The sequence below is a fragment of the Niabella digestorum genome (assembly GCF_036409055.1).
Taxonomy (GTDB): Bacteria; Bacteroidota; Bacteroidia; order Chitinophagales; family Chitinophagaceae; genus Niabella; species Niabella composti.
Genome location: NZ_JAZGLY010000007.1, coordinates 19,577 through 41,267, shown reverse-complemented (window position 1 = coordinate 41,267; position 21,691 = coordinate 19,577). Strand labels below are relative to the sequence as shown.

The following is a 21,691-nucleotide window of genomic DNA, read 5'->3' as shown; positions in this document are numbered from 1 at the left end:
TAATATAATTATGCTTTAGAAAATAAAAAGGAATAAAATGAAAAAAATTATCCTATTAGCATTTGCAGCTTGCTCAACGGTGGGCGTGTTTGCACAGAAATATGATGATATTAAAGGCATGCTTGCTTTGGGGCAATATGCTAAAGCAAAAGAACTATATGACAAAAATTCTGCTAATGAAAAGTTCTTTACCAAACCCGAAGGATACCTAATCAAAGCCGCGATTTTCTCAGCACTGGCAGTAGATGAAAGCAAAGCAGCTGAATCTGTAACTAACAGAAATGCAGCGGACGAGGCTCTGAAAAAGTATAAGGAGCTGGATGCTGAAATGAAATTGTTGGAAGATCCAATATATCGCAATACGCCTTATAATTTGTATGCAGCTTATTTCAATGCTGGAGTAGCCGACATTAATGATAAGAAGTACGAAGATGCTTACGATAAACTAAAAAATACCGTAGAGTATTCAGATTTGCTGATAAGCAAAAAAATTATAGATAAGAAAATGGATACAGCAGCGCTGTATTACGCCGGCTTATTGGCAGAAAATATCAAGCGCCCGGAAGATGCTGCAAAATATTATCTGCGTCTTTCTGAAGCTAAAATTAAAGAATACAATGGTACCAGCTATGAAAGCGTATACCAGGGATTGATGAGATATTATGCTAGCAAAAATGACAGTGAGAATTTTGAAAAATATAAAGCTTTAGGTAAGGAGTTATATCCTGATAGCGAGTTCTTTACTTACTCCATGCTTGACTTTGCATTAGGTAGCTCTTCCGATTTCAACGAGCGTCTCGCCAGTCTCGAAAAGCATATAGCATCCAATCCGGATGATTATAGAGCAAATCTAGCGCTCGCTGAAATTATATACGATACCATCGACTCTCGTAAAGAAGGAGCCGTGCGCCCGGACAACTATGACGAGCTGGAAACTAAAATGATTAATGCCTTGAAAAAAGCAGCTAGCTTGAAGCCTGAGGAAGTACAACCTTATCTGTTGATGGGAGATCACTATCTGCTCAAATCTGAAAAATTCAGAGAAGCAATGATTGCTGCAGAGACTGAAGTAACTAAGAAAGGCTCCAAAGCAACTGCTCAGGATAAGCAAAAATATGCAGATGCTAAAAAAGCGTACAACGAAGTATACGACTTAGCAAAAGATAGTTATGAAAAGGCAGCTGAATTATATGGAAAAATGCCTCAATTGGATGCCAATCAAAAACGTAGCTATCGTGTTATTGCCGGTAATTTGGCAGAATATTATTCTTATAAAATAGAAGATGCCAAGGGTGCCGATCGCGATAAATTTGCCGCACAGGAGAAGAAATGGGATGATCTGTTCAGCAAATTGAAATAAGCATCTTATTGCAATATAAGCCACCCACAAAAGGGTGGTTTTATTTTACAAACATCTATTTAACATAATATAAATTATATGAAAAACTGGAAATAGTTGCGTAAGTCTGTTGGGCATTGCTACTTATTAATTCTTGGTAATTCAATTTTCAGTTCTATCATACCATTTTTCTGATGACTTGCCTTATTAAAAATATAATAGCAGCTATAATAAGGAATGACAGAATAAAAATTTTCAATTCGCTTAGATCAATTTTCACGATAATTAATAAGGATGGTGACATTTCATTGAATATTACAGATGGTTTAAAAAGTGTTACTTCCATAAGTAGCCTTATTAAATGTGATACTAAATGCGCGTGTATTGCTTAAACCTGGCAAAGCCATCGTGGGCTTTAGACCATGCAAAAAATACTTGCAATGCAATTTTAAAATAAAGGACAAAAATATCCTTTATTTAATTATTTGGCTATCTTTGCACTAATAATACTGATTCATGTTTACCAAATCCTGTGAATATGCCATTCGTGCGGTGATTTTTATTGCGCAGCAAACTTATGCGGGAACCAAAACCGGTGTAAAGGAAATTGCCATCAACATAGATGCTCCCGAGCATTTTATAGCTAAAATTTTGCAAGAATTGGTGCGTAAAGGACTGATACAATCTGCAAAAGGGCCTAATGGAGGTTTTTACCTCGACGATAATGCGCTTCACCATTCACTTGCCGATATTGTAAAAGCCATTGATGGCGAAAAATTATTTCACGGTTGTGCTTTGGGTTTAAGACAATGTTCCGAAAGCCACCCCTGCCCTCTGCATAATGAGTTTAAACAAGTACGCAACAAGCTTACAAAAATGCTAGAATCGGCTACAGTTAGCACATTTGTACATGCATTAGAAAACAATCAGGCCTTTTTGAAACAATAAAATTCGCAATAATGAAAAATGATATTCGTTCAATAGAAGATATTCGGTCGCTCGTAGATACTTTTTACGGAAAAGTAAGAAATGATGCTACCATTGGCCCTATATTCAATCAGGTGATTGAGGGTCGCTGGCCAGAGCATTTGCAAAAAATGTATCGCTTCTGGCAAACTGTATTGCTGGGAGAGCATACTTATTTTGGCAGTCCTTTCCCTCCTCATGCACAGCTGCCTATCGACCGCACCCATTTCGCTATTTGGTTAAACCTATGGCACGAAACCGTCAATGAGCTTTTTAACGGTGAAAAAGCAAATGAGGCCAAATGGCGCGCTGATAAAATGGCTGCCATGTTTATTACAAAAATTGAGTACTACAACAATAATAGTGCTGCAAGACCATTGATATGAATAGGAAACATACCTACGCTCGATCTGTAATAATAGCATGTATCTTTATCTGGATGGGGTTTGTATGTGCTATAAGTTTTATGGAAGCCTGGCTAAAATTTCGTGCACAGGGGGTGACATTACCTATAGGATTAAGTATTGGACAGCTTGTATTTAGAGCCTTGAATAAAGTGGAATGGACATTGGCTTTTGTCATTAGCGTTTGTTGGTTACGGGATAAGCAGCTACTAAAAGCTAAGCTATCTTACTGTAGTGTAATTTTATTATCCATTTTAATAGTTCAAACTTTCTATCTACTACCAGAACTGAATGCACGCATCGATTTGCACTTACAAAACCTAGATATTCCCCAATCAAACTTACATATGTGGTATGTACTGTTAGAGGTTTTAAAAGTGATGAATTTGATAACAATTGGTGCGTATTTATTGAACCGTCAATAGGCAAAATGCTTGAACATCGTAATCAGCATTTCTCTATAGTTATTTCGAAAGTGATACTATAAAATTTATTAGAAATTGCATATATTATTTATCTTTACAATTAATATTCTTAATTATAAAGATAATAATGAGCAATAAAGAAATTACCTCCCTCCGTAAACTACACCAACAGTATTCCTACACTTTGTTACAAATGCACGAAGCTATCGGGCGAAAGGCAGGTATGTCTGGAACAGAACATAAGTATTTGGGATTTTTACTACAAAAAGGCGCTATGACGGCAGGAGAATTTGCTTCCCTTACGGGACTCACCACGGGTGCTGTCACCAATGTTATCGATCGTTTTGAAAGAAAAAAACTGGTAAAAAGACAAAACGATCCGTTGGATCGACGTAAAGTAATTATCGTCCCGGACATTGAAAAAATCAAGGCACTCATACTCCCGCTTTATGAAGACTTCAGAAAAGAAACAGATCGATTGTTTATGAGCCTTGATGAGCAGCAGCGAGCATGGTTACAAACTTATTTTACGAAATCCCTAGCCATCATGAACCGAAAGATCGAATCTCTAAACGAAAAATAAAAATAAGACCTATGGAATTTAACCCGCATAACCCTATTATTCGCCTCTGTACAGCCGGAACCGATAAGCTAGAGCTAGGAAATATTTTAGAAGCCACAGAAATTTATAAACGTGCCTGGGACGAAGCCAGTCATGACTTCGAAAAATTCATTGCTGCATTCTTTATGGGAAAAGTACAACCCTCCCCTTCCTCTGCATTGCAGTGGCTAAGGCTTTCACTTGAGCATGGATTAAAAGTAAACAATCTGTCGGTGCAAAGTGCATTGCCCTCTCTCTATACAATGATAGCTGATTGCTATGGCAAATTGGATGATGCCGAAAAAGAAATCCAATACCGACAGCAAGCTGAACTTGCCGGAAAAAACATTCCGGATAAGGGGCCCTTTTATCATGGCACTAGAGCCGATTTACAACTCGGTGATTTATTGGTACCAGGAGGAGTATCTAATTATCAGGATGATCTGGTGATGAACCACATTTATTTTACGGCACTGATCCCGGGCGCGGGATTAGCTGCCGCGTTGGCAAAAGGCGATACGCCTGAGCGCGTATATATTGTAGAGCCTACAGGAAGTTTTGAAAACGACCCCAATGTAACTGATAAAAAATTTCCCGGCAATCCTACTCGTTCTTATCGTAGTGCACACCCGCTGAAAATCGTAGGCGAGGTGAAAGACTGGCCACGTCTGCCTTTGGAGGAGATTACAAAATGGAAGGAAAGATTGGCTAAAATGGAAGGTAAGATTATTAACTAAAGCCAGAGAGCAATTTAATTTTTCTAAGGGAGCTTATGGGCAATCGGTTAATTTTGTCTCAAATTTTTACTATGAAAAAATCCTTCCTACTAATTGCCTTTTGCTGTCTGTATACTATAGGACAAGCTCAGAAAGAAGATAAAAAGCTTAAAGCCCTTATTGAAACTGCCATCAGCGGATTTCAGGGTGATATTGGTATTTACATACAACATCTCAAGAAAAATAAATACGTTACAGTTAATGCAGATACAATCTTCCCTACTGCCAGTATTGTAAAAGTACCCATTCTGGTAGGAGTATTTCAAAAGATCGCTCAGAACGAGTTAAAGCTTTCGCAGGAATATATTTATGATGCCAAGCGTGCCTATGGCGGCTCCGGTCTGATGCAGTTTTATAAAGACAGTGCGAAAACCGATTTATCTACCATGATCTCGCTGATGCTGACCTATAGTGATAATGTTACTTCTATCTGGCTACAGGAACTAGCCGGCGGTGGTGCAACGATTAATGCTTTAATGGATAAATTGAATTTACCTAATACAAAAGTGAATTCCCGTACGCCAGGTCGTGAAGCAATATGGAAGGTGTATGGATGGGGGCAAACTACACCCCGCGAGATGTCGAAGCTGTTTACGTTAATTCGTCAGGGGAAAGTCATTAGTCCTCAGTATTCGGATAAAATGTATCGATATCTTAAAAACCAGTATTACAACGAGCGCTCTTTATCACAGTTCCCCCCTACTGTGAATACTATTTCTAAAACAGGTTCGGTGAATGCTGCACGTGGCGAAGTGGTGTTAGTAAACGCCCCTAGCGGAGATTTTGTTTTCTGTATTCTGACAAAAAATAATAAAGACCAAAGCTGGACGTACGATAATGAAGCGGAAACGCTAACCCGCAAACTCGCCCACATTATATGGAATCATTTTGAACCTAAGCATGCCTTTACCAGTTATCCACGCATTGAATAACAGCTTAGCGACCAAATGCGAAGTAAGGCGTTAGCTCATGTTTTTTCCCTTTTAACCATGCGGATACCATTTCCATACCGGTTAAGGAAAATGTAATACCGTTACCGCCAAATCCTAATACGAAATAAGAGTCTTTAAAATTCTTATGTGTGCCGATATAGGGTAATCCATCTTTAGTCTCGCCAAAGGTTCCCGCCCAGGCAAAATCTACGTCAAACGGAATGTTGGGAAAAAGTTTCTCAAAAGTGCGTAATAGCTTTTTCTCTTTAGCATTAATAAGTGCATCTCTTTTATCAGGATTTCTAAATTGTTCATCTTCTCCCCCTATTAAAAACCGTCTGTCATCTGTGGTACGGATGTAAGCATAGGGCTTAGAGGTATTCCAGATAAGGATGTCTTTATAATCTCTCGTTTCATCAGGGACCACTTCCGATACAATAGCAAAAGTGCTGATAAGGTTGACAAACTTTTCTCGAATCATATGAGCACTCTCATACCCCACGCAGTAGATTATACGCTTACATTTTATAATAGCGCCGGTATGCAACCTTGCTTCATGCGTACGTTTACCATAATTAACAGATTGCAATTGAGTTTTATCATACACCGTTAAGCCTTTTTTGACATTATATTGGAGCAGTTCGTGTACCAGCATAAAGGCATCCACACTGGCGCCTTGTGCAGAAAGAATACCACCGTGTGTATGGTGTAAGTCAAACTCTTTTAAGATACTATTCGCATCCAGCCATTGCACATCAAAACCGGCTTTCCTGCGAGCTTCTAATTCTTTTTGCAGCCATGATACATCTTTTTTATAGGATGCAAAGTATAGAGAATCTTTTTTGCGGAACCCTGCCTGAGATTTAATTCGGTGTGTAATATCATGCAGCTGATCGATGGCGCGGTAACAGGCTTCATAACTGGCTACAGCGCCTTTCTCCCCTATCATATCGATAAGTTTATACAAAGGGGTATCAATTTCGTATTGCAGCATAGAAGTAGTAGCCGAAGAACTTCCATTCGCAATTTCTCTTTTATCAATCAGGATAGTATCGTAACCATCCTGTATACACTGATGTGCTATAAGGCTACCCGTAATACCTCCGCCCACGACTAGCACGTCGCATGTTGCGTTATGCTTTAATGAAGGGTATGAAGCAGGTAGTCCGTTTTTGATAAGCCAGAACGGCTCATATGATTTTAAGTCCATGTGAGAAAAATAAGTTACAAATTCAATGCTCCTTCCCTGCCAATATCCATTGGCTTTCCGGAAATCGCAGAAGCCGCCATTTTGAAAATAGTGACCAGTTTATTCGATTGTGTATCCCAGTAATGTGCTTCAGCAGGAATTACCTGTAGTACACGAATACGGGGATCCTCTTTACCTTTCTCAAACCAGCTCTCCATCATCTTATTCCAGTATTTATCAATTCTTGCCTGATCCCTTGAAATAACTGCGTTGCCATTCATACTTAAAAACGCATAATCACCCACATGTGCATATAGCAAACTGATTTTGTCATTCTGTTGTAGATTTTGGTGTGTTTCACTTTCTGAAGAAAAAAGAAACCAAATATTGCCTGCTTCATCGATCTCCTGTCTACTCATAGGCACGACATGCGGATAATCCTTCCCCTCTCCAAAGGTACACATCATTCCAATGTCGGTTTTATCTATTATTTCTTGTATCTTATTTATAGCTTCCTGATTGTTTAAATTTTCGGTGCTCATAGGTATTATTTTATTTGATTAACAATATTGATTGTTTATTGAAGGTACTGTTTTTCAAGCGTAATCAGAGATTGGAAAGGGCTATTTACCAAAACTTTAATGAATAGTGTATGGGCATGATTACGATACTACTTATCTGAGTAGGTCCACGTATAAATGTTCATTATACTTTTAAATAAATTTGTTGAGCGCAGCCTAGATGGACACACCCTAAAGATTTTCGTATGAAACAGCATACCACAAACTATATTAATACTTTCATTGAAGTAGCGGAAGATTGTCCGGCGTTGATTGCTGAGGTACCTAAGCAGAAAGGCGAACAAAAAACTGTTGCACTGTTACAATATGAGCTCATCACCAAACATCCTTACAAGTATACTTCGGATGATGTGCTTTTTCAAGTATATGTTACGAAAAACGATATCCCTCAATCGGAATGGAAGAAAGCGCGGGAAATATTTTTCTCAAAAGGTCAGGCTTGTTTAAGAGCCTCGCCCCTCACCAAGCGATATGGCTTTGGTATACATTGCGATGAAAAAGGCAGGATAGCGTTGTATCCGGTGGAATCGAAAGAATATCAGCAATTTTTAAAAAATAAGGATATTAAAAAATTAAAAGCCATGCGCAATTCTCGAAAATAACTGTAGGCAGTAAAAAAGCGTAACATAATAGTTACGCTTTTTATAAGTTTAGTCTTGTAGAGAGTACTTATGAATGTTTAGGCGCTTTGGCATCGCTGTCCCCTCCTGCCCCGCGCATCATCATTCCTTGAAATTGTTTCAGGGTTTTTTCCATGCCGTCAGTACTACCATCAAGGAAAATCACATTGCCATTACCATACTCTGCAAAGTTTTTAATGGCCTCAATCCACATACTGAAAAGAATAAAATTGGTATCCAGATTAGCCTGTCTCAATTCTTCAGCAGCAGAGGACATACCTTTTGCCACTTCTTCTCTAAATAAAGCAATACCCTGGCCGCGCAATCGTGCTGCTTCACGTTCGGCCTCTGCACTAATTTTAATGGCGTTACCTTCGGCTTCTGCAGCTTTTGTTTTAGTGATTAATAATGCCTGGCCTTCATTTTCTGCAGCAGCCTTGAGGTTATTACTAGCCACTACTTTACTCATCGAGTCGAGGATCATTTTATCAAATGTAATATCGTTGATCTGCAGATCTTGCAAATGAAAGCCCCAGTCACCCAATGTGTGGTCAATTTCATCTTTTACATATTGCACTATTTCGCGACGTAAGCCAAGTACTTCTGCCTGTTTTTTAGTAGCTACAAAGGCACGTACATTACCTTCGATGGTTTTGATAAGAGCCTGCATCAAGTCTCTGTCGCTAATAAATTTAAAAGCCACGCGCTTAATAGTTTCCTCCATCTCATCCTGTACCGCAAAGAGCAGCATGGTTTTAAAATACACGTTAGCTTGGTCTTGTGTTACCGCCTGAAACTCCAGCTCTACTGATCGGTTTTGTATCGAAACTTTTTTAAATACCTGCTCAATAAACGGGATTTTAAAACGGAGTCCCGGACGGGCAATACGTTGGTAACGCCCGAACATGGTAATTACTGCAATATATCCCTGATTTACGGTGTATAAACCACTAAATATAATAATGAGCAATACAACGAGCCACCAATAATTAAGAAGATCCATATGACATCAGTTTTTATAAATTTAAGCAATAAAAACGAACCGCCAATAATCAAATGCTATTGGTACAATTGCATGTACTTGCATCCTAAAATCGAAATACTATGGGTACGTAAATCAAATTTAACTATTCTCTTCCCATATCTGTACCAGATTTACCAGCACTTCTACGGATTTCTGCATGTCTTGAATGCTCACATACTCTTGCTTACTATGAAATGCCATCTCACCAGTGAAAATATCGGGACAAGGTAATCCCATATAGGAAAGACGAGAGCCATCCGTGCCTCCGCGTGCACTTTCTTGGTGAAAGGTGACATCGCTTCGCTTCATGGCCTCTTTTACATATTCCGTAACCTGTGGATAGTTTTTTAGAACATCCTTCATATTACGATATTGCTCTCTACTTTCGAAAGTGTATGATGCGCCTTCGTATCTGCCTACAGCTTGTTTAGCAAATTCTTCCAAACGCTTTTCATGCATTTTGAGCTGCTCTGTTTCAAAATCACGGATAATAAATTGCACGGTCGTTTTTTCTACGGTTCCTTCAATTTGTACGGGATGCACAAATCCTTCACGGTCTTCCGTAGTTTCCGGACTAAAGCTGTCTTTGGGCAGCAGATCCAGAAAAGTTCCGGCCACCTTCATAGAATTGACCATTTTACCTTTAGCTAATCCTGGGTGGGCACTTATTCCGTGAAAAGTAACGATCACAGCATTAGCGCTAAACGTTTCATCGGTATAACTACCGCGGGTGCCGCCGTCTAGTGTGTAGCCGAAATCGGCACCGAGTTTTTTCATATCTACTTTATCCACGCCCCTTCCGATTTCTTCATCTGGAGTAAACAAGATTTTAATGGCACCATGTTTCACATCAGGATGTGTCATAAGAAAGTGGGCTAAATCCATTATAATAGCCACGCCGGCTTTGTCATCGGCACCTAATAAAGTAGTTCCCGATGCTGTAATAATATCTTCTCCAATTTTTTCTTTTAGGTAGGGATGTTGTTTGATAGAGATAACCTGGGTGGGATCATCGGGCAATACAATATCGCTGCCATCATAATGCCGATGTACAATAGGTTTTACGCCTGTACCCGAGCAGTCTGATGATGTGTCCATATGACTGCAGAAACAAAGTACCGGTACTTTCTTCTCTGTATTAGCAGGGATGGTGGCATACACATATCCGTATGCATCCAAATGTGCGTCGGCGACTCCCATCTGCTGCAATTCTTCCACAAGCAGACGACCCAAATCTTTTTGTTTTTCTGTAGACGGAAAGGTATCCGAATTAGGGTCGCTTTGGGTATCAATAGTTACATACTTCAAAAAGCGATCGGCTACGGTAAATACATAATCACTAATCATTCTAGTACAATTTTATTGTGCTAGCTGCAAAACTAGTACTTCACTATCACAAATAACACGAAAACCCCGAATGTCTTACGATAATCCGGGGTTGTGTAAAATAATATTTAAAACTAATTAAGGAGTAATAATCAACGGATTGCCACCGACGATCTCTACCAATTCAATATCAAATATCAAATCCTTTCCTGCGAGCGGATGATTGGCATCGATAGTTACTGATTCTTCTTTAATTTCGGTCACTACAACTTGAAATTGCTGTCCGGTAGAATCGCTCATGATTAAGGGCATGCCTACTTCTAATTGCATGTCTTCTGGGAAACGGTCTATAGGCATGTCAATGATCATTTGATCATTTCTGTGGCCATATGCATCTTCTACGGGTATATTTATAGTTTTCTTCTCTCCTACGGTCATTCCGGTAACACCATCATCAAAACCTTTAATCACCATTCCACTACCTACTTCAAATTCCAGTGGGTCGCGGCCATGTGAACTGTCAAATGTTTCTCCTGTTGCTAATTTTCCGTGATAGTGAACGCGAACTCTATCACCTTTTTTAACTTGTTGCATTATATTCTGTTTATAGTTTACTGATATGGAGGATTGCTGCACTGTGCTTACAAGGCCGCAAACCATAGCTATCAACGTATGAGCAATGAGAAATGCTCACAGTGTGCTTGTTTTATATATCGAAGGTAAGTGTTTTTATGCGTTATTATCAAAAAACCATGCGATATTCGCACCCATGAGCAGTAGTAATTTAACAAAGCTTAGAATTGTATTTATGGGTACGCCGGAGTTTGCTGTAGCAAGTCTGGATGCCTTGGTTAAAGAGGGATGCAATATTGTAGCGGTTGTTACCGCACCGGATAAGCCTGCCGGCAGAGGCATGGAATTGCAGCAAAGTGCCGTAAAAAAATATGCGTTACAAAATAATTTAACAGTTTTACAGCCTGAAAAACTGAAAGCTCCTGAGTTTTTAGATACATTAAAGAGCCTGCAGGCTGATTTACAGATTTGTGTGGCCTTCAGAATGCTTCCCGAAGTAGTATGGAATATGCCCCCTATGGGTACGATTAACCTTCATGGTTCTTTACTACCGCAATATCGGGGAGCCGCTCCTATAAACTGGGCTATTATCAACGGAGAAAAAGAAACCGGTGTTACTACTTTTAAATTAAAGCATGAAATTGATACCGGAAATATTCTATTGCAGGAGCGTTTCCCTATTAGCGAAGAAGATACCGCCGGTACCGTTCATGACAGAATGATGCATATAGGTGCAGCATTGTTGGTGAAAACCGTGAAAGGGCTGGCAGATGGCATTTTGGAAGAAAAACCTCAGGATGTCCCTCAAGGAACTCTATTGCACCATGCTCCTAAAATTTTTACCGAAACCTGCGTGATTGATGCTCGAAAAACCGTAACAGAAGTATATAATCTTGTGCGAGGATTATCACCTTATCCCGGAGCATTTACCCTATTGGATAATAAAAAATTAAAAGTGTATAAATGTGCCAAGCAAGTCGCACCACATGATAAGGAGCCCGGCACTTTTCATACCGATGGCAAAAATTATCTACACTTGATATGTGCCGATGGATTCCTAGAATTGTTGGAAATACAGCTAGAAGGTAAGAAAAGAATGAAGGTAGAAGATTTTCTGAGAGGATATCGTTTTAATAAATAAATTAGGGGCTATTATATAGCCCCTAATTGAAATTTAATATGTTTTATAATTCAGCGTCGTGTGCTTGTTATAACACTCTAATAAGCTACTCTAACATTGAATTTATCCATATTTCCCGTTCCTAATTTACTAGCTGCCGCTTCACTAATCCGAATATCATATCCTTCGCTGTATTGTACTCCCTTCATCTTCCCCAGCACTTTTGCATATACAAACTTATTATTCTCCGGATTGATGAGCTTCACCACAGTACCGGGAGCCGCATTATCCATGAGCAGATAATATTTACCATCGCTCCAGCCTCTGTCGGTTTTAAAAATTCCGGAGGCAACTAATTGTTCCGATATCAAATTTGGATTTTTGTATTTTTCAAAATCTTCCTTGAAATAACCGGTCTCATCTACAACCCGTAAAGCGCTAGCCGCTACTTCCTGCACGCTTTCTTTCACCTCTTCTTTGGTTTGCGCTGCCGCCAATGCTCTCTCCTGTGCTTCCTGAGCTTTAGCCAATTCTTCCGCTTCTATGGCAGCTGCAGAAGGTTGACCATCGAAAGAAAGAAAACGAGTTGCCACAAATCCATGAGTACCGTCGGTCATTCTGATTTCTGACCATTCATCATCCACCTTACGTACGTAAACAACCTCTTCATCTGCTCTCACTAGGCCAATAACATCTTGGCTAGTGGATGGCCCTTTACGTACATTGATATTGGTAGCATAAGCTTTGGCCTTTTGCTCTACTTTCTGAGGTTCGGGCTGAGTTTCTCTGGGCTTCAAGAATTGTGAGGCGATATATCCTTCTATGCCATCTTTAGTGCGAATGGAGGTCCATTCTTTATTAACCTCTTTAAGGATTTCAATCTCATCATTTTCTTGTGCGATAGCCACTACTTCCTGACTGGTTGAGGGGCCCTTACGAATATTTACATTGGTACCGTAAACTTTCCCTGTTTTAACTGGGGCGGATTTTTTCGTCTCGGTCTTGGCAATAGCTCCTTTAGGAGCGGCTTCAGGTTTCAGAAACTGAGAAGCCATAAATCCTTCTACACCATCCTTGGTACGTATCCAGGTCCAGTCTTTATCAATTTCTTTAAGTATTTCCACGGATTCTCCTTCATTAGCCACGGTCAATACTTCCTGATCTCTTGCAGGTCCTTTTCGCACATTTACACTAGAACCTACAATTTTGGCTGTTTTGATAGCGGCTGTTTTCTGAACAGTGGTTTTAGCCGTTTCTTTGTCGTTTTCGAGCTGCAAAAATTGTGAAGCGATATATCCTTCCACGCCATCACCCGTACGAATGGAAGTCCATTCATCATTCACTCTTTTGAGAACGGTTACTCTATCATCTTTCTGTGCAGTACCCACAACCGGCTGATCGGTAGAAGGCCCTTTACGGATGTTAATATTAGTACCGGTTATCACAGCCACCTGTGTAGGATTGGATTTAGATGATTTAGCGGTTTCTGTATCACTTTGCTGCTTACCTCCTGCAGGAACATTTCCTGTAAAATATCCTACAATAATTTCTTTGCCTTTAGGCGCCACATCACTTCTCAGTTTGTTCCAGCTTTTTAACTCTTTGATAGGAACTTTATTAAAACGATTGCTAATACTAGTTAAATTTTCTCCATCTGAAATGGTATAATAAACCGGGGTTTTCCCTTTTTTCTGAGAAAGATTATTCGCAGTAAGCGGAATTTTCACCTTTTGACCTATTGCCAAGCTTTTATTTACATCAAAACCATTGGCTGCGGCAATTTCCGATACTTTTACGCCGTAGATGCGACTTAAGGAATAAAGCCCCTCTTTAGGTTGTACTTCATGAATAATTACGGCCCCTTTACCCGATTTTTCAGCCACTAGTTTTCCGCTCTGGGCTATCGCCAACATCGATACCAAAACAAACCCTACCGACAATAGATACTTCTTCATAATTAAAAACTTGTAAACAAATCTTGCTAGATGCTATGCGAATTTACGACAAACTTTCATGTAGAGAAATACTAGTTCCTAACAGCTCGTTAAAACAATTTGCTTCAAGAATCGTTATAATAGACTAGTTAATAACTCAAATAATTACCTTTGCGCAGCTATGCAAATAGAAGTTTTAAAATCCAAGATTCATCGCGTTACCCTTACTGAAGCTAACTTGGATTATATGGGGAGTATCACCATCGACGAGGATTTGATGGATGCTGCTGGTATTATTGAAAATGAGAAAGTACAAGTGGTTAATATCAATAATGGTGAGCGCCTCGAAACCTATGTGATTAAAGGGAAACGTGGCAGTGGCGCTATTTGCCTAAATGGACCTGCTGCCCGAAAAGGTATGGTCGGCGATATTGTGGTGATCATTTCCTATGCGATGATGGATTTCGAAGAAGCCAAAAAGCATAAGCCCACAGTCATTTTTCCCAAGCCCGGTAACCGATTATAACCCCATCATTAATGACGAAGCGACTTAAGACTATTCTGCAATACTGTCTTTTTCTCGGGTTAGGTATTTTTTTGATATGGTGGTCATTAAAAGATTTGACTGCCTCTGATAGACAAGAAATTACCCAATCTCTACAGAAAGGTAATTATGGGTACATCTTTCCTGGCCTCACTGTGCTTATACTTAGCCACTGGGTTCGAGCCTTGCGTTGGCGACTGCTGATGGAGCCTATGGGATATACCCCTTCTCGAGCCAATACGTTCTTTGCGGTGATGGTGGGATATTTAGCCAATCAAGCCGTACCCCGACTGGGTGAAGTACTACGATGCAGCACCCTCACCCGCTATGAAAAAATCCCGTTTGATAAATTATTGGGCACTGTAATTTTAGAACGCATGGTTGATGCTATCAGCCTTCTGATTTTGTTAGGTTTAGCAATGATATCTCAACCACATCTTTATGATAGTATCATACAGACATTTTTTGCCGGGTCGGCCGAAAAACAGGAATCCGGTAGTATATTATGGTATTTTATAGGTGGACTGATTGTGCTACTGATAGTGGGAGGCATTTGGATGCGGATGACCAAAAGGAGCCTCAAGGATTTATTAAATGCTACGAAGAAGATAGGACTGCACGTCTGGCAGGGATTTATCACTATTAAAAATCTAAAAAGGCCTTGGACCTTTGTATTGTTAACCATTGCGTTGTGGTCGTTATATACACTTTGTGTATATACAGGCTTTTTGATGCTTCAGGAAACCAGTGGGTTTGGATGGAAAGAAGCTATCACCGTCTTATGTGCGGGGAGTCTGGGTATGATTGCTACGCCTGGAGGTATAGGTGCGTATGCTTTTTTGGTACAAAAAACCATGTTGCTTTATCAACTGAATAACGGTATGGGACTAGCCTTAGGTTGGATTTTGTGGTTTTTACAAACCGGTGCGGTGCTGATTTTCGGTGCCCTCAGCTTAATAGCGCTCCCTATTTATAATAAGAACAAATAATATTGCCAACTATTCTCTTCCTGTGTGAAAAATTATTTGCGTATTGCCAATCCAGAAAAAATCACCTTCCTTTAGTACTACCCGGTTATGAGGTTCCAGTCTACTGGTATTTTTATCGGTATTATAAAATGTTCCGTTCTTGCTGGGCACTGTATCTGTTAGATAGTAAATATCAGTTCCCGATGCATTATTGCGCTCGCGTATAATTTGACAATGATTTTTTGAAATAAACTTATCAGCTGTTTTAATGGCGAAATCAGCAAGGGGTGTGACAGCACTATCGTGCCAGCGACCGATAGTGGTTAACTCTTTTTCAATAAAATAATGTTGTGCGCCTGTGAGAAAATTGGGCACTACTTCCAGATAAGCCTGAGATAGTGGCGTAGGACTCGGCGCGTCGGGGTCTATATCAATAACCGGTTCAATCGATTTAGGTGTCTTTGGAATCTCTATATTGCCTTCCAAAGCATCGTAATAAAACTTACTTAACTCGCGTCCCGTTTTAAAGCGGTTTTGTGGATTTTTTTCCAAACATTTTTGTACCAATAACTCGAGCCATTCGGGAATATCACACTCTACGGTTGTATCAGCATCCATTCCTTCTTTTTCGCGAATCGCGTGCATGCGTTGTTCACAGATATCGGGGATGGCGGCTGTTTTATGCTTTTCCTCCAGTAATAGCATATCCCGATATTGCTTGTAATCCTTTACCGGAAAAGGAACAGATCCTGTCAGCAATTCATAAATAACAATTCCAAAGCTGTAGATATCGGAAGGTGTATCTACGATAGCTCCTGTCCATTTTTCAGGAGCCTTATATTCGGCCATTCCTTCCTCTTTTTTACTATGTCGTACAGCGTCCGGGTCGGTAAATGAAAGCCCAAAATCGATGAGTACATAGCGATAGCTTCCATCAGCGTTAGTGGTGCGAAGAATATTTTTAGGATTGATGTCGTTATGGATAACAACATTTCGCTTGAGAATAACAGAGTCCGTATGCTTTGCATCACCCCGCAGATAATAATGATGGCAATAGTTTAATGCATCGGCAATCTGCTCAATAATGCTCAGCGTTTCATCGATAGAGAAATATTTTTCTTGTTTTAAAAGTGTTTCAAGTGTTTCCCCTTCGATATATTCCATCTCCAGTGAAGGCTTATGATCGAGGATGTACTCACCATATACCTTCACAATGTTGGGATGATCCAACTTTTTCAGGATATCCACTTCCTCCTTAAAATCTTTATACTCTTTCTGAGATTCGTTTTCTATGGTAATATCCAATTGTTTTAATGCCACAATCTTTTGATCGGTCTTTCTACGGGCTTTAAATACGGCTGAAAAACCGCCATGGCCCAATACCTTAAGTATATCGTATGAAGAAACCAGTTCACGCATAATCCTTACTGATTGATTAAATGAAATTCCAGTACTACCTTATCATTGAAACAAATCGAATCACCGTCCCGCAGTACATGAGGTACAGCAGGATGGTTCACACTCACTCCTGAAAAATCATTCAAAGAAGTGTTGTATACTTTAATTTTATGAGAAGGGTTGTTCAAAAAACGTGAGCGATACAGCTTGTACGCCCCTTCTTCTTGATCAAAAGTGATACTGGCGTGTGAGCGACTTACATAACTATTGATTTTATACTTTTCTTCATCTACTTCTTCAATACCGATAAAGGCAATATCATTGTGGATTTTGGGGCCATTCTCTATTTTCGGATCTTTACATCTACCGATCAGGTAAGTTTTTCCCGTTGGCTCGAGAATGTATTCGGGCTCCCAAGTGATACCTTCTGTGGCCACAATCCGAGCTTTGATATGCTTCATCACCTCGGTAGGTGTCAATACTTCTACGCCTAGTCCCTTGGTGATTTTTGTTACCTGATTGACATGAGCCGATTGAGCAATTAATTTTATATGTAGGTCTTCTGCGTATTGTATACCTCTAGCCTTAAAAGCACGCTTAATATGATTGGTGAATTCAGCATCTTGAATTAAAGCCTGAAGGCTTATGTTTTCAATAGCATTATCGGCAAAGGCTGAATGAAAGATAATACTAGATATTTTTACATTGCTATGCCCCAGCATTTTTATGCTGTTTACGATGGCGCCCATAGCAATTTCTTTAAGCTCTTCGATGTTCTCCAAAGGAGCTTCATGAGGTGGTGCCCCTTCCCCACTATCGACAAAATCATCATTGCCATTGAGCATATTAGATAATTGCTGAAATTTCTTTTTAAACCAATTGGTCATTGTTCTAGAATTTAAGAATTAATGCATCCTATTAAAGGTATCCTGCATTTTTTAATCTTTTCAAAATATGCACGGCCAGCTCTTTGGCGTGTTCCGAATTACCTATTTCTTCAATTCGTATTGCAAAAGCAATAGGTGCTCCTAGCTTCGGAGACGGTACATAGAAGGTGTACCATGCATCGGTTACCCGCTTTCGCACGGTTTTGCCATTTTGATTAATAATTTTATCTCGCTCCGGACTACCTGTCTTACCCCTAACATCCAAACCCGTTAGACTAGCTGTTGCCGCTGATTGCTCTTTCATAAATGATGAAATATAAGTATAAGCCCCTTTATGCTTTGTAATACTAATAGCGGGGTCTTTAGTCATGGGTTGATTCCAGGCCTTATAAAGAAAACGCGCAGGTTGTAACGAATCTTTATTTGCTATGGCTGCAGTCATCTTTGCGATATGCAATGGGGTAGCCATCAACTCTCCTTGCCCCCATGCTAGGTCTGAGTAATGAGAGTGCAGCCTTTTTCGGGTATTGATTAGATGCTTGTTTTGGGTATTATAAATATTCTTACCAATGCTTGTAAAAGCATTCCATTCTTTAAAATATTTTTCGCTGTCATAATCTGCGGGACGTTTGAAATTAAATCCTCCCCGATTATGAATATTCATACCCAGCAAATCATACATATTAAACAAAGAGGCTTCCAGTTTTTTTTCATTAATTAATTTAATAAAATAAACATTGCTCGACTTCACGATGGCCTTACGCATGTCTACGTTTTCATTAGAAGGCTCATTGGAGCGGATGACTTCAGAAGGATACACAAAAAAGCTGAAGTTTACAGCATTTAATCCATATTGATTGATGGCTGCATAGGCGTCAATAATTTTCACCACCGAGCCGGGACGGGATGTATACGTAATTCCTAAGTCCTGTGGAACAACTTTACGGTCATTAAAAATCTGTTTATAAATATTTCTATAATCTTCTGCATCAATGGCCCCGATTAACTTCAAATCCTTGTAAGAAGGCGCTGGATTTATGGCCGAAGCCAGTACGTCGCCTGTTTTTGCGTTCAATGCTATAACAGATGTTCTGAAATTTTTGAAAGGGGCCTGACTTTGAATAATTTGATTAATCGCGTGATTAAGGGTTACGTCTAATGATAACCATATGTCTTTTTCTTTTTTATTTTGGATATCTACCAATTTGCTGTTTTTACCAGCTTTGATAAATGAGGCTAGCGCCCGATAATCATACAATGCCAGCTCACTTTCCTTCACTGTAGGTTCCAAGAACTTGTTCTCCTTATAGCGATACGATGTTTTCTTTATTGTAGTATAGGTTACCTCAAATCCGCGTAAAGCTGTAAAATGACGAAACTCAGCTGCATAACCCGCGCTTTCCTCACGTGCAATTTCTTTGTTATAATCGCCCAACCAAAATAGTAAGTCTGCACCGAAAGGATAATACCTTTTTTGATTACGGTTCAATTGTTGCTGATACCATGTAGGATCAGCTCCTGCGATGAATAATTTTTGCTTATGCTTTCGAAGCTGTTCTTTGTCGGATGTTGCTAACAGTACACCGTTTTTATCATAAATATTACCGGGCTTAATTTCGCGTAACATAATGCCGATGCGGGGATTGTAGCTAAACTGCCAACTACCCTGCTTGTTAAGCACCAGCGCGGGTTTGGTGATATAGGTATCGGACTTGATTTGATACCAAATTAGTGTTCCGATGAAAATCAGCATGGTAGTGAAGAAGGTGAGCACGGCGTAAGCATTTACATTATCAAAATGCTTCTTAACGTACTCCATTTCCAGCTTATCCCCTCTTTCGTGCGACATGATGAGCACACCCAAAAAAGCAATTAGAGTAACCATCAGCCCCGCATTGCCTTTACTTAGGAAAGGTACAGATATTCCCGTAAGTGGTAGTAGCCCCAACGTGCCTGCTGTGATGATGATCAATTGTAACATAGTTGCAATGGCTATTCCAGCCATTACATAAAACATAAAGGGTTTACCTGTTCGACGTGCAGCAAGGATACAACGGTATACCAATAATCCGAACGCAATAAAAATAGCTATAAGCGCTACAATACCCAACTCCTCTCCTATGCTCTGCAGAATCATGTCGGTATGATAGGCAGGCATTACATTGGAAAAACCTTTACCCAATCCCTGCCCTAAAAATCCACCAGAGTTTAACGCCCAAACACCGTGTGCTACCTGATCGCCCCCTACCAGTTCATTTTCCCAAATATTAGCAAACATGCTATTACGGTCTGCCAGCCGCTGTGTAAAATGAAATGGTAGTGTGGCCAGTAGTATAAACGAAGCCATGATTAACGTAACGAAGAAAATAGACTCATGCTTTTTCTTACGATAGGCATATAAAAAGGTTCCGACGCATGCTGCCAGTGCAATCCAAGGCAATACATTAATGTTATCTGTATTAAAGAATCTTGCCGCTATCCATAATACTATTCCGAAGCCACAAACTGCAGCGATGAGGTACGCAAATTCTCCTTTGGCAAATGCGTAAAAAAACAAAAAGGTAAGACAAAGTACAATGGCCGGTCCCAGATCTCCTAATACCGCATAAATAAGGAGCAGGAAAAGGAACAAGGCAAACATGAGTAGGTTATGCTTTGTCAGCCATCGATTGTCGGGGATGTTTTTGAAATAGCCTTCGTTCGCTGTAAAGTAAGCCGCAAAAAAGATCACCATTAAATACTTCGAAAGCTCAGTCACCTGAAGTCCAAACAAGTTTACTTTTACACCACTTCCTTCAGGTCCGGTTCCGAATATAAGTAAGAGCAGCATGAGTCCGATGGCAGCAAATAGCCAAGTATACCCACGCGGAGCTTTTAAAGTCGCATATTCTTTGCCTAACGAAGCATATAGATAATGCAAGGGGTCGAACCAGCGGGAATGATAAAAACGATTGAAGGGGTTGTTTTTTATAAAAATAGCTAGCACCGCAAAAAACAACAGCACCGCTGCTGCACAGGCAGCCATTCCAGAGCCGTGCATCTCGTCTCTTAATGGATCCTGAATGCTGTACAGTACAATAATGCCAATTCCTAATATAAATTTTATTAAAGGTAATATAAACTCATCGCTACGATATTTACGCAAGTATAGTACTACATGCAACACCCAAAAAGCTGCTACGAATAAAGCCAAATAGCTGAAGAATTGTTTTTTAAATGTCTCAGGGGTACGTACAGTAAAGATTTTGTCTTCCTTAATCTGCTTGTATGCTACACGATCCAGTAGCCGCATTGTATGATGCTTGCCAGTGAAATTATAAATACGGTCTTTTTTAATGGATGCGGTTCCTTGTGATGGTCCAAACTCAAATCCGGGTTTTATGGCTATTACACTATAGTTGCCGGTGGGATCTAAATGCGTAAATTTATAATTTCCTTTTTCATCCGTACGGGCATAAAACACTGTTTGTATGGGGGACTGATAGGACAACGTGTCGAAATATACTTGAGGATAAATACGCTCCAGCTTTACTAAAATACCTTTATGGCTTACTGTATCAACACCAGTAAGTGACACATGGCCGGAAATACTTACTCCCTGTTCATTGCTAATGGCTACTTCTGTAGGGTATGGTGTAGGGTTATTTAGTTCGCTATAATACAAAGCCGAATCCACTCCCAGATGAGCGATGGAATTAAGGAACCGTAATTTTCCTTCCTCGGTTCCGGTTTGAGCAAAAGCTATCGCCGATACCAGATAAGGATTTTTATTTAATGCACCCAAGTTGGGGAGAGCTCCTCGCTCGTCTATTTTATGTTTTAATTGTTTGTTGATAAAATTCACATAACGTTCATCCGAAAAATATCCTCCCTTGAGTAATGCTTTTTTAAGCTTCTCTTCATTTATCGGGTAAGATAAATGAATTACAGAACCATCTGCATATCCATCAGTAGCTTCTTTCAATGCACCTTTGATGTTGGAATAATAGGAAAGTGCCATTACCGAGAGAATCAGGGTAACGACTCCCAGTAATAAGCGCTCGGTGCTTCTTGAATAAAACGCTGTATGCTTTTTGCTAGGCAT

The 21,691-nt window shown here is 39.8% G+C and carries 20 protein-coding genes; 11 read left to right on the top strand and 9 right to left on the bottom strand.

The window, feature by feature from the left end; translation table 11 throughout:
• The first annotated feature begins 37 nt into the window (after positions 1-37).
• The 7 genes from V2H41_RS11535 (at position 38) to V2H41_RS11505 (ending at position 5,443) form a co-directional block, all read left to right on the top strand.
• Positions 38-1,360 carry a hypothetical protein gene (locus V2H41_RS11535; RefSeq protein WP_330975310.1) on the top strand — a complete coding sequence of 441 codons (1,323 nt, stop codon included), beginning with the start codon at positions 38-40 and terminating at the stop codon, positions 1,358-1,360.
• A gap of 495 nt (positions 1,361-1,855) precedes the next feature.
• Positions 1,856-2,287 (top strand): RrF2 family transcriptional regulator, encoded by a 432-nt coding sequence (locus V2H41_RS11530; protein WP_330975309.1) that lies wholly within the window; start codon positions 1,856-1,858, stop codon positions 2,285-2,287.
• Positions 2,288-2,298: 11 nt separating this feature from the next.
• Positions 2,299-2,691 carry a group III truncated hemoglobin gene (locus V2H41_RS11525; protein ID WP_330975308.1) on the top strand — a complete coding sequence of 131 codons (393 nt, stop codon included), beginning with the start codon at positions 2,299-2,301 and terminating at the stop codon, positions 2,689-2,691.
• An 80-nt stretch (positions 2,692-2,771) separates the two neighbouring features.
• Positions 2,772-3,134: a hypothetical protein gene (locus V2H41_RS11520; protein WP_330975307.1), complete on the top strand. Its 363-nt coding sequence runs from the start codon at positions 2,772-2,774 to the stop codon at positions 3,132-3,134.
• 127 nt (positions 3,135-3,261) lie between these two features.
• Positions 3,262-3,717: a MarR family winged helix-turn-helix transcriptional regulator gene (locus V2H41_RS11515; RefSeq protein WP_330975306.1), complete on the top strand. Its 456-nt coding sequence runs from the start codon at positions 3,262-3,264 to the stop codon at positions 3,715-3,717.
• Between the two features lie 326 nt (positions 3,718-4,043).
• Positions 4,044-4,472, top strand: a complete 429-nt coding sequence (gene arr, locus V2H41_RS13980; protein WP_409966818.1) for an NAD(+)--rifampin ADP-ribosyltransferase — start codon at positions 4,044-4,046, stop codon at positions 4,470-4,472.
• Between the two features lie 71 nt (positions 4,473-4,543).
• Positions 4,544-5,443: a serine hydrolase gene (locus V2H41_RS11505; RefSeq protein WP_330975304.1), complete on the top strand. Its 900-nt coding sequence runs from the start codon at positions 4,544-4,546 to the stop codon at positions 5,441-5,443.
• A 4-nt stretch (positions 5,444-5,447) separates the two neighbouring features.
• On the opposite strand, the gene V2H41_RS11500 is transcribed toward V2H41_RS11505, so the two are convergent.
• Both V2H41_RS11500 and V2H41_RS11495 read right to left on the bottom strand, forming a co-directional pair.
• Positions 5,448-6,653 (bottom strand): NAD(P)/FAD-dependent oxidoreductase, encoded by a 1,206-nt coding sequence (locus tag V2H41_RS11500; protein ID WP_330975303.1) that lies wholly within the window; start codon positions 6,651-6,653, stop codon positions 5,448-5,450.
• Between the two features lie 14 nt (positions 6,654-6,667).
• Positions 6,668-7,174, bottom strand: coding sequence for a pyridoxamine 5'-phosphate oxidase family protein (locus V2H41_RS11495; protein WP_330975302.1), 507 nt, complete (start codon positions 7,172-7,174; stop codon positions 6,668-6,670).
• Between the two features lie 224 nt (positions 7,175-7,398).
• On the opposite strand from V2H41_RS11495, the gene V2H41_RS11490 reads away from it, so the two are divergent.
• Positions 7,399-7,815: a DUF6157 family protein gene (locus tag V2H41_RS11490; RefSeq protein ID WP_330975301.1), complete on the top strand. Its 417-nt coding sequence runs from the start codon at positions 7,399-7,401 to the stop codon at positions 7,813-7,815.
• 67 nt (positions 7,816-7,882) lie between these two features.
• On the opposite strand, the gene V2H41_RS11485 is transcribed toward V2H41_RS11490, so the two are convergent.
• The 3 genes from V2H41_RS11485 to V2H41_RS11475 form a co-directional block, all read right to left on the bottom strand.
• Complete coding sequence (locus V2H41_RS11485) at positions 7,883-8,836, bottom strand: SPFH domain-containing protein (protein ID WP_330975300.1); 954 nt, start codon at positions 8,834-8,836, stop codon at positions 7,883-7,885.
• 120 nt (positions 8,837-8,956) lie between these two features.
• Positions 8,957-10,204: a peptidase T gene (pepT, locus tag V2H41_RS11480; RefSeq protein ID WP_330975299.1), complete on the bottom strand. Its 1,248-nt coding sequence runs from the start codon at positions 10,202-10,204 to the stop codon at positions 8,957-8,959.
• A gap of 117 nt (positions 10,205-10,321) precedes the next feature.
• Positions 10,322-10,777 carry an FKBP-type peptidyl-prolyl cis-trans isomerase gene (locus V2H41_RS11475; protein WP_330975298.1) on the bottom strand — a complete coding sequence of 152 codons (456 nt, stop codon included), beginning with the start codon at positions 10,775-10,777 and terminating at the stop codon, positions 10,322-10,324.
• 175 nt (positions 10,778-10,952) lie between these two features.
• On the opposite strand from V2H41_RS11475, the gene fmt reads away from it, so the two are divergent.
• A complete protein-coding gene (gene fmt, locus V2H41_RS11470) occupies positions 10,953-11,897 on the top strand; it encodes a methionyl-tRNA formyltransferase (protein WP_330975297.1) in 945 nt (314 codons plus the stop codon).
• A 77-nt stretch (positions 11,898-11,974) separates the two neighbouring features.
• Here fmt and V2H41_RS11465 read toward each other — a convergent pair whose 3' ends face one another.
• Entirely contained in the window at positions 11,975-13,831 is a 1,857-nt protein-coding gene (locus V2H41_RS11465) for an SH3 domain-containing protein (RefSeq protein WP_330975296.1), read from the bottom strand.
• A gap of 160 nt (positions 13,832-13,991) precedes the next feature.
• Between V2H41_RS11465 and panD the strand changes: the two genes are divergently transcribed.
• Both panD and V2H41_RS11455 read left to right on the top strand, forming a co-directional pair.
• Positions 13,992-14,336, top strand: coding sequence for an aspartate 1-decarboxylase (gene panD / locus V2H41_RS11460; RefSeq protein ID WP_330975295.1), 345 nt, complete (start codon positions 13,992-13,994; stop codon positions 14,334-14,336).
• Positions 14,337-14,347: 11 nt separating this feature from the next.
• Positions 14,348-15,343 (top strand): lysylphosphatidylglycerol synthase transmembrane domain-containing protein, encoded by a 996-nt coding sequence (locus V2H41_RS11455; RefSeq protein ID WP_330975294.1) that lies wholly within the window; start codon positions 14,348-14,350, stop codon positions 15,341-15,343.
• Between the two features lie 9 nt (positions 15,344-15,352).
• On the opposite strand, the gene V2H41_RS11450 is transcribed toward V2H41_RS11455, so the two are convergent.
• Genes V2H41_RS11450 through V2H41_RS11440 form a run of 3 tightly spaced genes read right to left on the bottom strand, consistent with a single transcriptional unit; the run spans position 15,353 to position 21,691 of the window.
• Positions 15,353-16,741, bottom strand: a complete 1,389-nt coding sequence (locus V2H41_RS11450) for an FHA domain-containing serine/threonine-protein kinase (RefSeq protein WP_330975293.1) — start codon at positions 16,739-16,741, stop codon at positions 15,353-15,355.
• A gap of 5 nt (positions 16,742-16,746) precedes the next feature.
• On the bottom strand, positions 16,747-17,607 hold the full coding sequence (locus tag V2H41_RS11445) for an FHA domain-containing protein (RefSeq protein WP_330975292.1): 861 nt from the start codon (positions 17,605-17,607) through the stop codon (positions 16,747-16,749).
• 31 nt (positions 17,608-17,638) lie between these two features.
• Positions 17,639-21,691, bottom strand: a complete 4,053-nt coding sequence (locus V2H41_RS11440) for an FtsW/RodA/SpoVE family cell cycle protein (protein WP_330975291.1) — start codon at positions 21,689-21,691, stop codon at positions 17,639-17,641.

Bases quoted from the DNA above. Each gene is read 5' to 3' on its own strand.
- V2H41_RS11535 (WP_330975310.1), top strand. From the start codon at position 38: ATGAAAAAAATTATCCTATTAGCATTTGCAGCTTGCTCAACGGTGGGC.
- V2H41_RS11530 (WP_330975309.1), top strand. From the start codon at position 1,856: ATGTTTACCAAATCCTGTGAATATGCCATTCGTGCGGTGATTTTTATT.
- V2H41_RS11525 (WP_330975308.1), top strand. From the start codon at position 2,299: ATGAAAAATGATATTCGTTCAATAGAAGATATTCGGTCGCTCGTAGAT.
- V2H41_RS11520 (WP_330975307.1), top strand. From the start codon at position 2,772: ATGGAAGCCTGGCTAAAATTTCGTGCACAGGGGGTGACATTACCTATA.
- V2H41_RS11515 (WP_330975306.1), top strand. From the start codon at position 3,262: ATGAGCAATAAAGAAATTACCTCCCTCCGTAAACTACACCAACAGTAT.
- V2H41_RS11505 (WP_330975304.1), top strand. From the start codon at position 4,544: ATGAAAAAATCCTTCCTACTAATTGCCTTTTGCTGTCTGTATACTATA.
- V2H41_RS11500 (WP_330975303.1), bottom strand. From the start codon at position 6,653: ATGGACTTAAAATCATATGAGCCGTTCTGGCTTATCAAAAACGGACTA.
- V2H41_RS11495 (WP_330975302.1), bottom strand. From the start codon at position 7,174: ATGAGCACCGAAAATTTAAACAATCAGGAAGCTATAAATAAGATACAA.
- V2H41_RS11490 (WP_330975301.1), top strand. From the start codon at position 7,399: ATGAAACAGCATACCACAAACTATATTAATACTTTCATTGAAGTAGCG.
- V2H41_RS11485 (WP_330975300.1), bottom strand. From the start codon at position 8,836: ATGGATCTTCTTAATTATTGGTGGCTCGTTGTATTGCTCATTATTATA.
- pepT (WP_330975299.1), bottom strand. From the start codon at position 10,204: ATGATTAGTGATTATGTATTTACCGTAGCCGATCGCTTTTTGAAGTAT.
- V2H41_RS11475 (WP_330975298.1), bottom strand. From the start codon at position 10,777: ATGCAACAAGTTAAAAAAGGTGATAGAGTTCGCGTTCACTATCACGGA.
- fmt (WP_330975297.1), top strand. From the start codon at position 10,953: ATGAGCAGTAGTAATTTAACAAAGCTTAGAATTGTATTTATGGGTACG.
- V2H41_RS11465 (WP_330975296.1), bottom strand. From the start codon at position 13,831: ATGAAGAAGTATCTATTGTCGGTAGGGTTTGTTTTGGTATCGATGTTG.
- panD (WP_330975295.1), top strand. From the start codon at position 13,992: ATGCAAATAGAAGTTTTAAAATCCAAGATTCATCGCGTTACCCTTACT.
- V2H41_RS11455 (WP_330975294.1), top strand. From the start codon at position 14,348: ATGACGAAGCGACTTAAGACTATTCTGCAATACTGTCTTTTTCTCGGG.
- V2H41_RS11450 (WP_330975293.1), bottom strand. From the start codon at position 16,741: ATGCGTGAACTGGTTTCTTCATACGATATACTTAAGGTATTGGGCCAT.
- V2H41_RS11445 (WP_330975292.1), bottom strand. From the start codon at position 17,607: ATGACCAATTGGTTTAAAAAGAAATTTCAGCAATTATCTAATATGCTC.
- V2H41_RS11440 (WP_330975291.1), bottom strand. From the start codon at position 21,691: ATGCCTAGCAAAAAGCATACAGCGTTTTATTCAAGAAGCACCGAGCGC.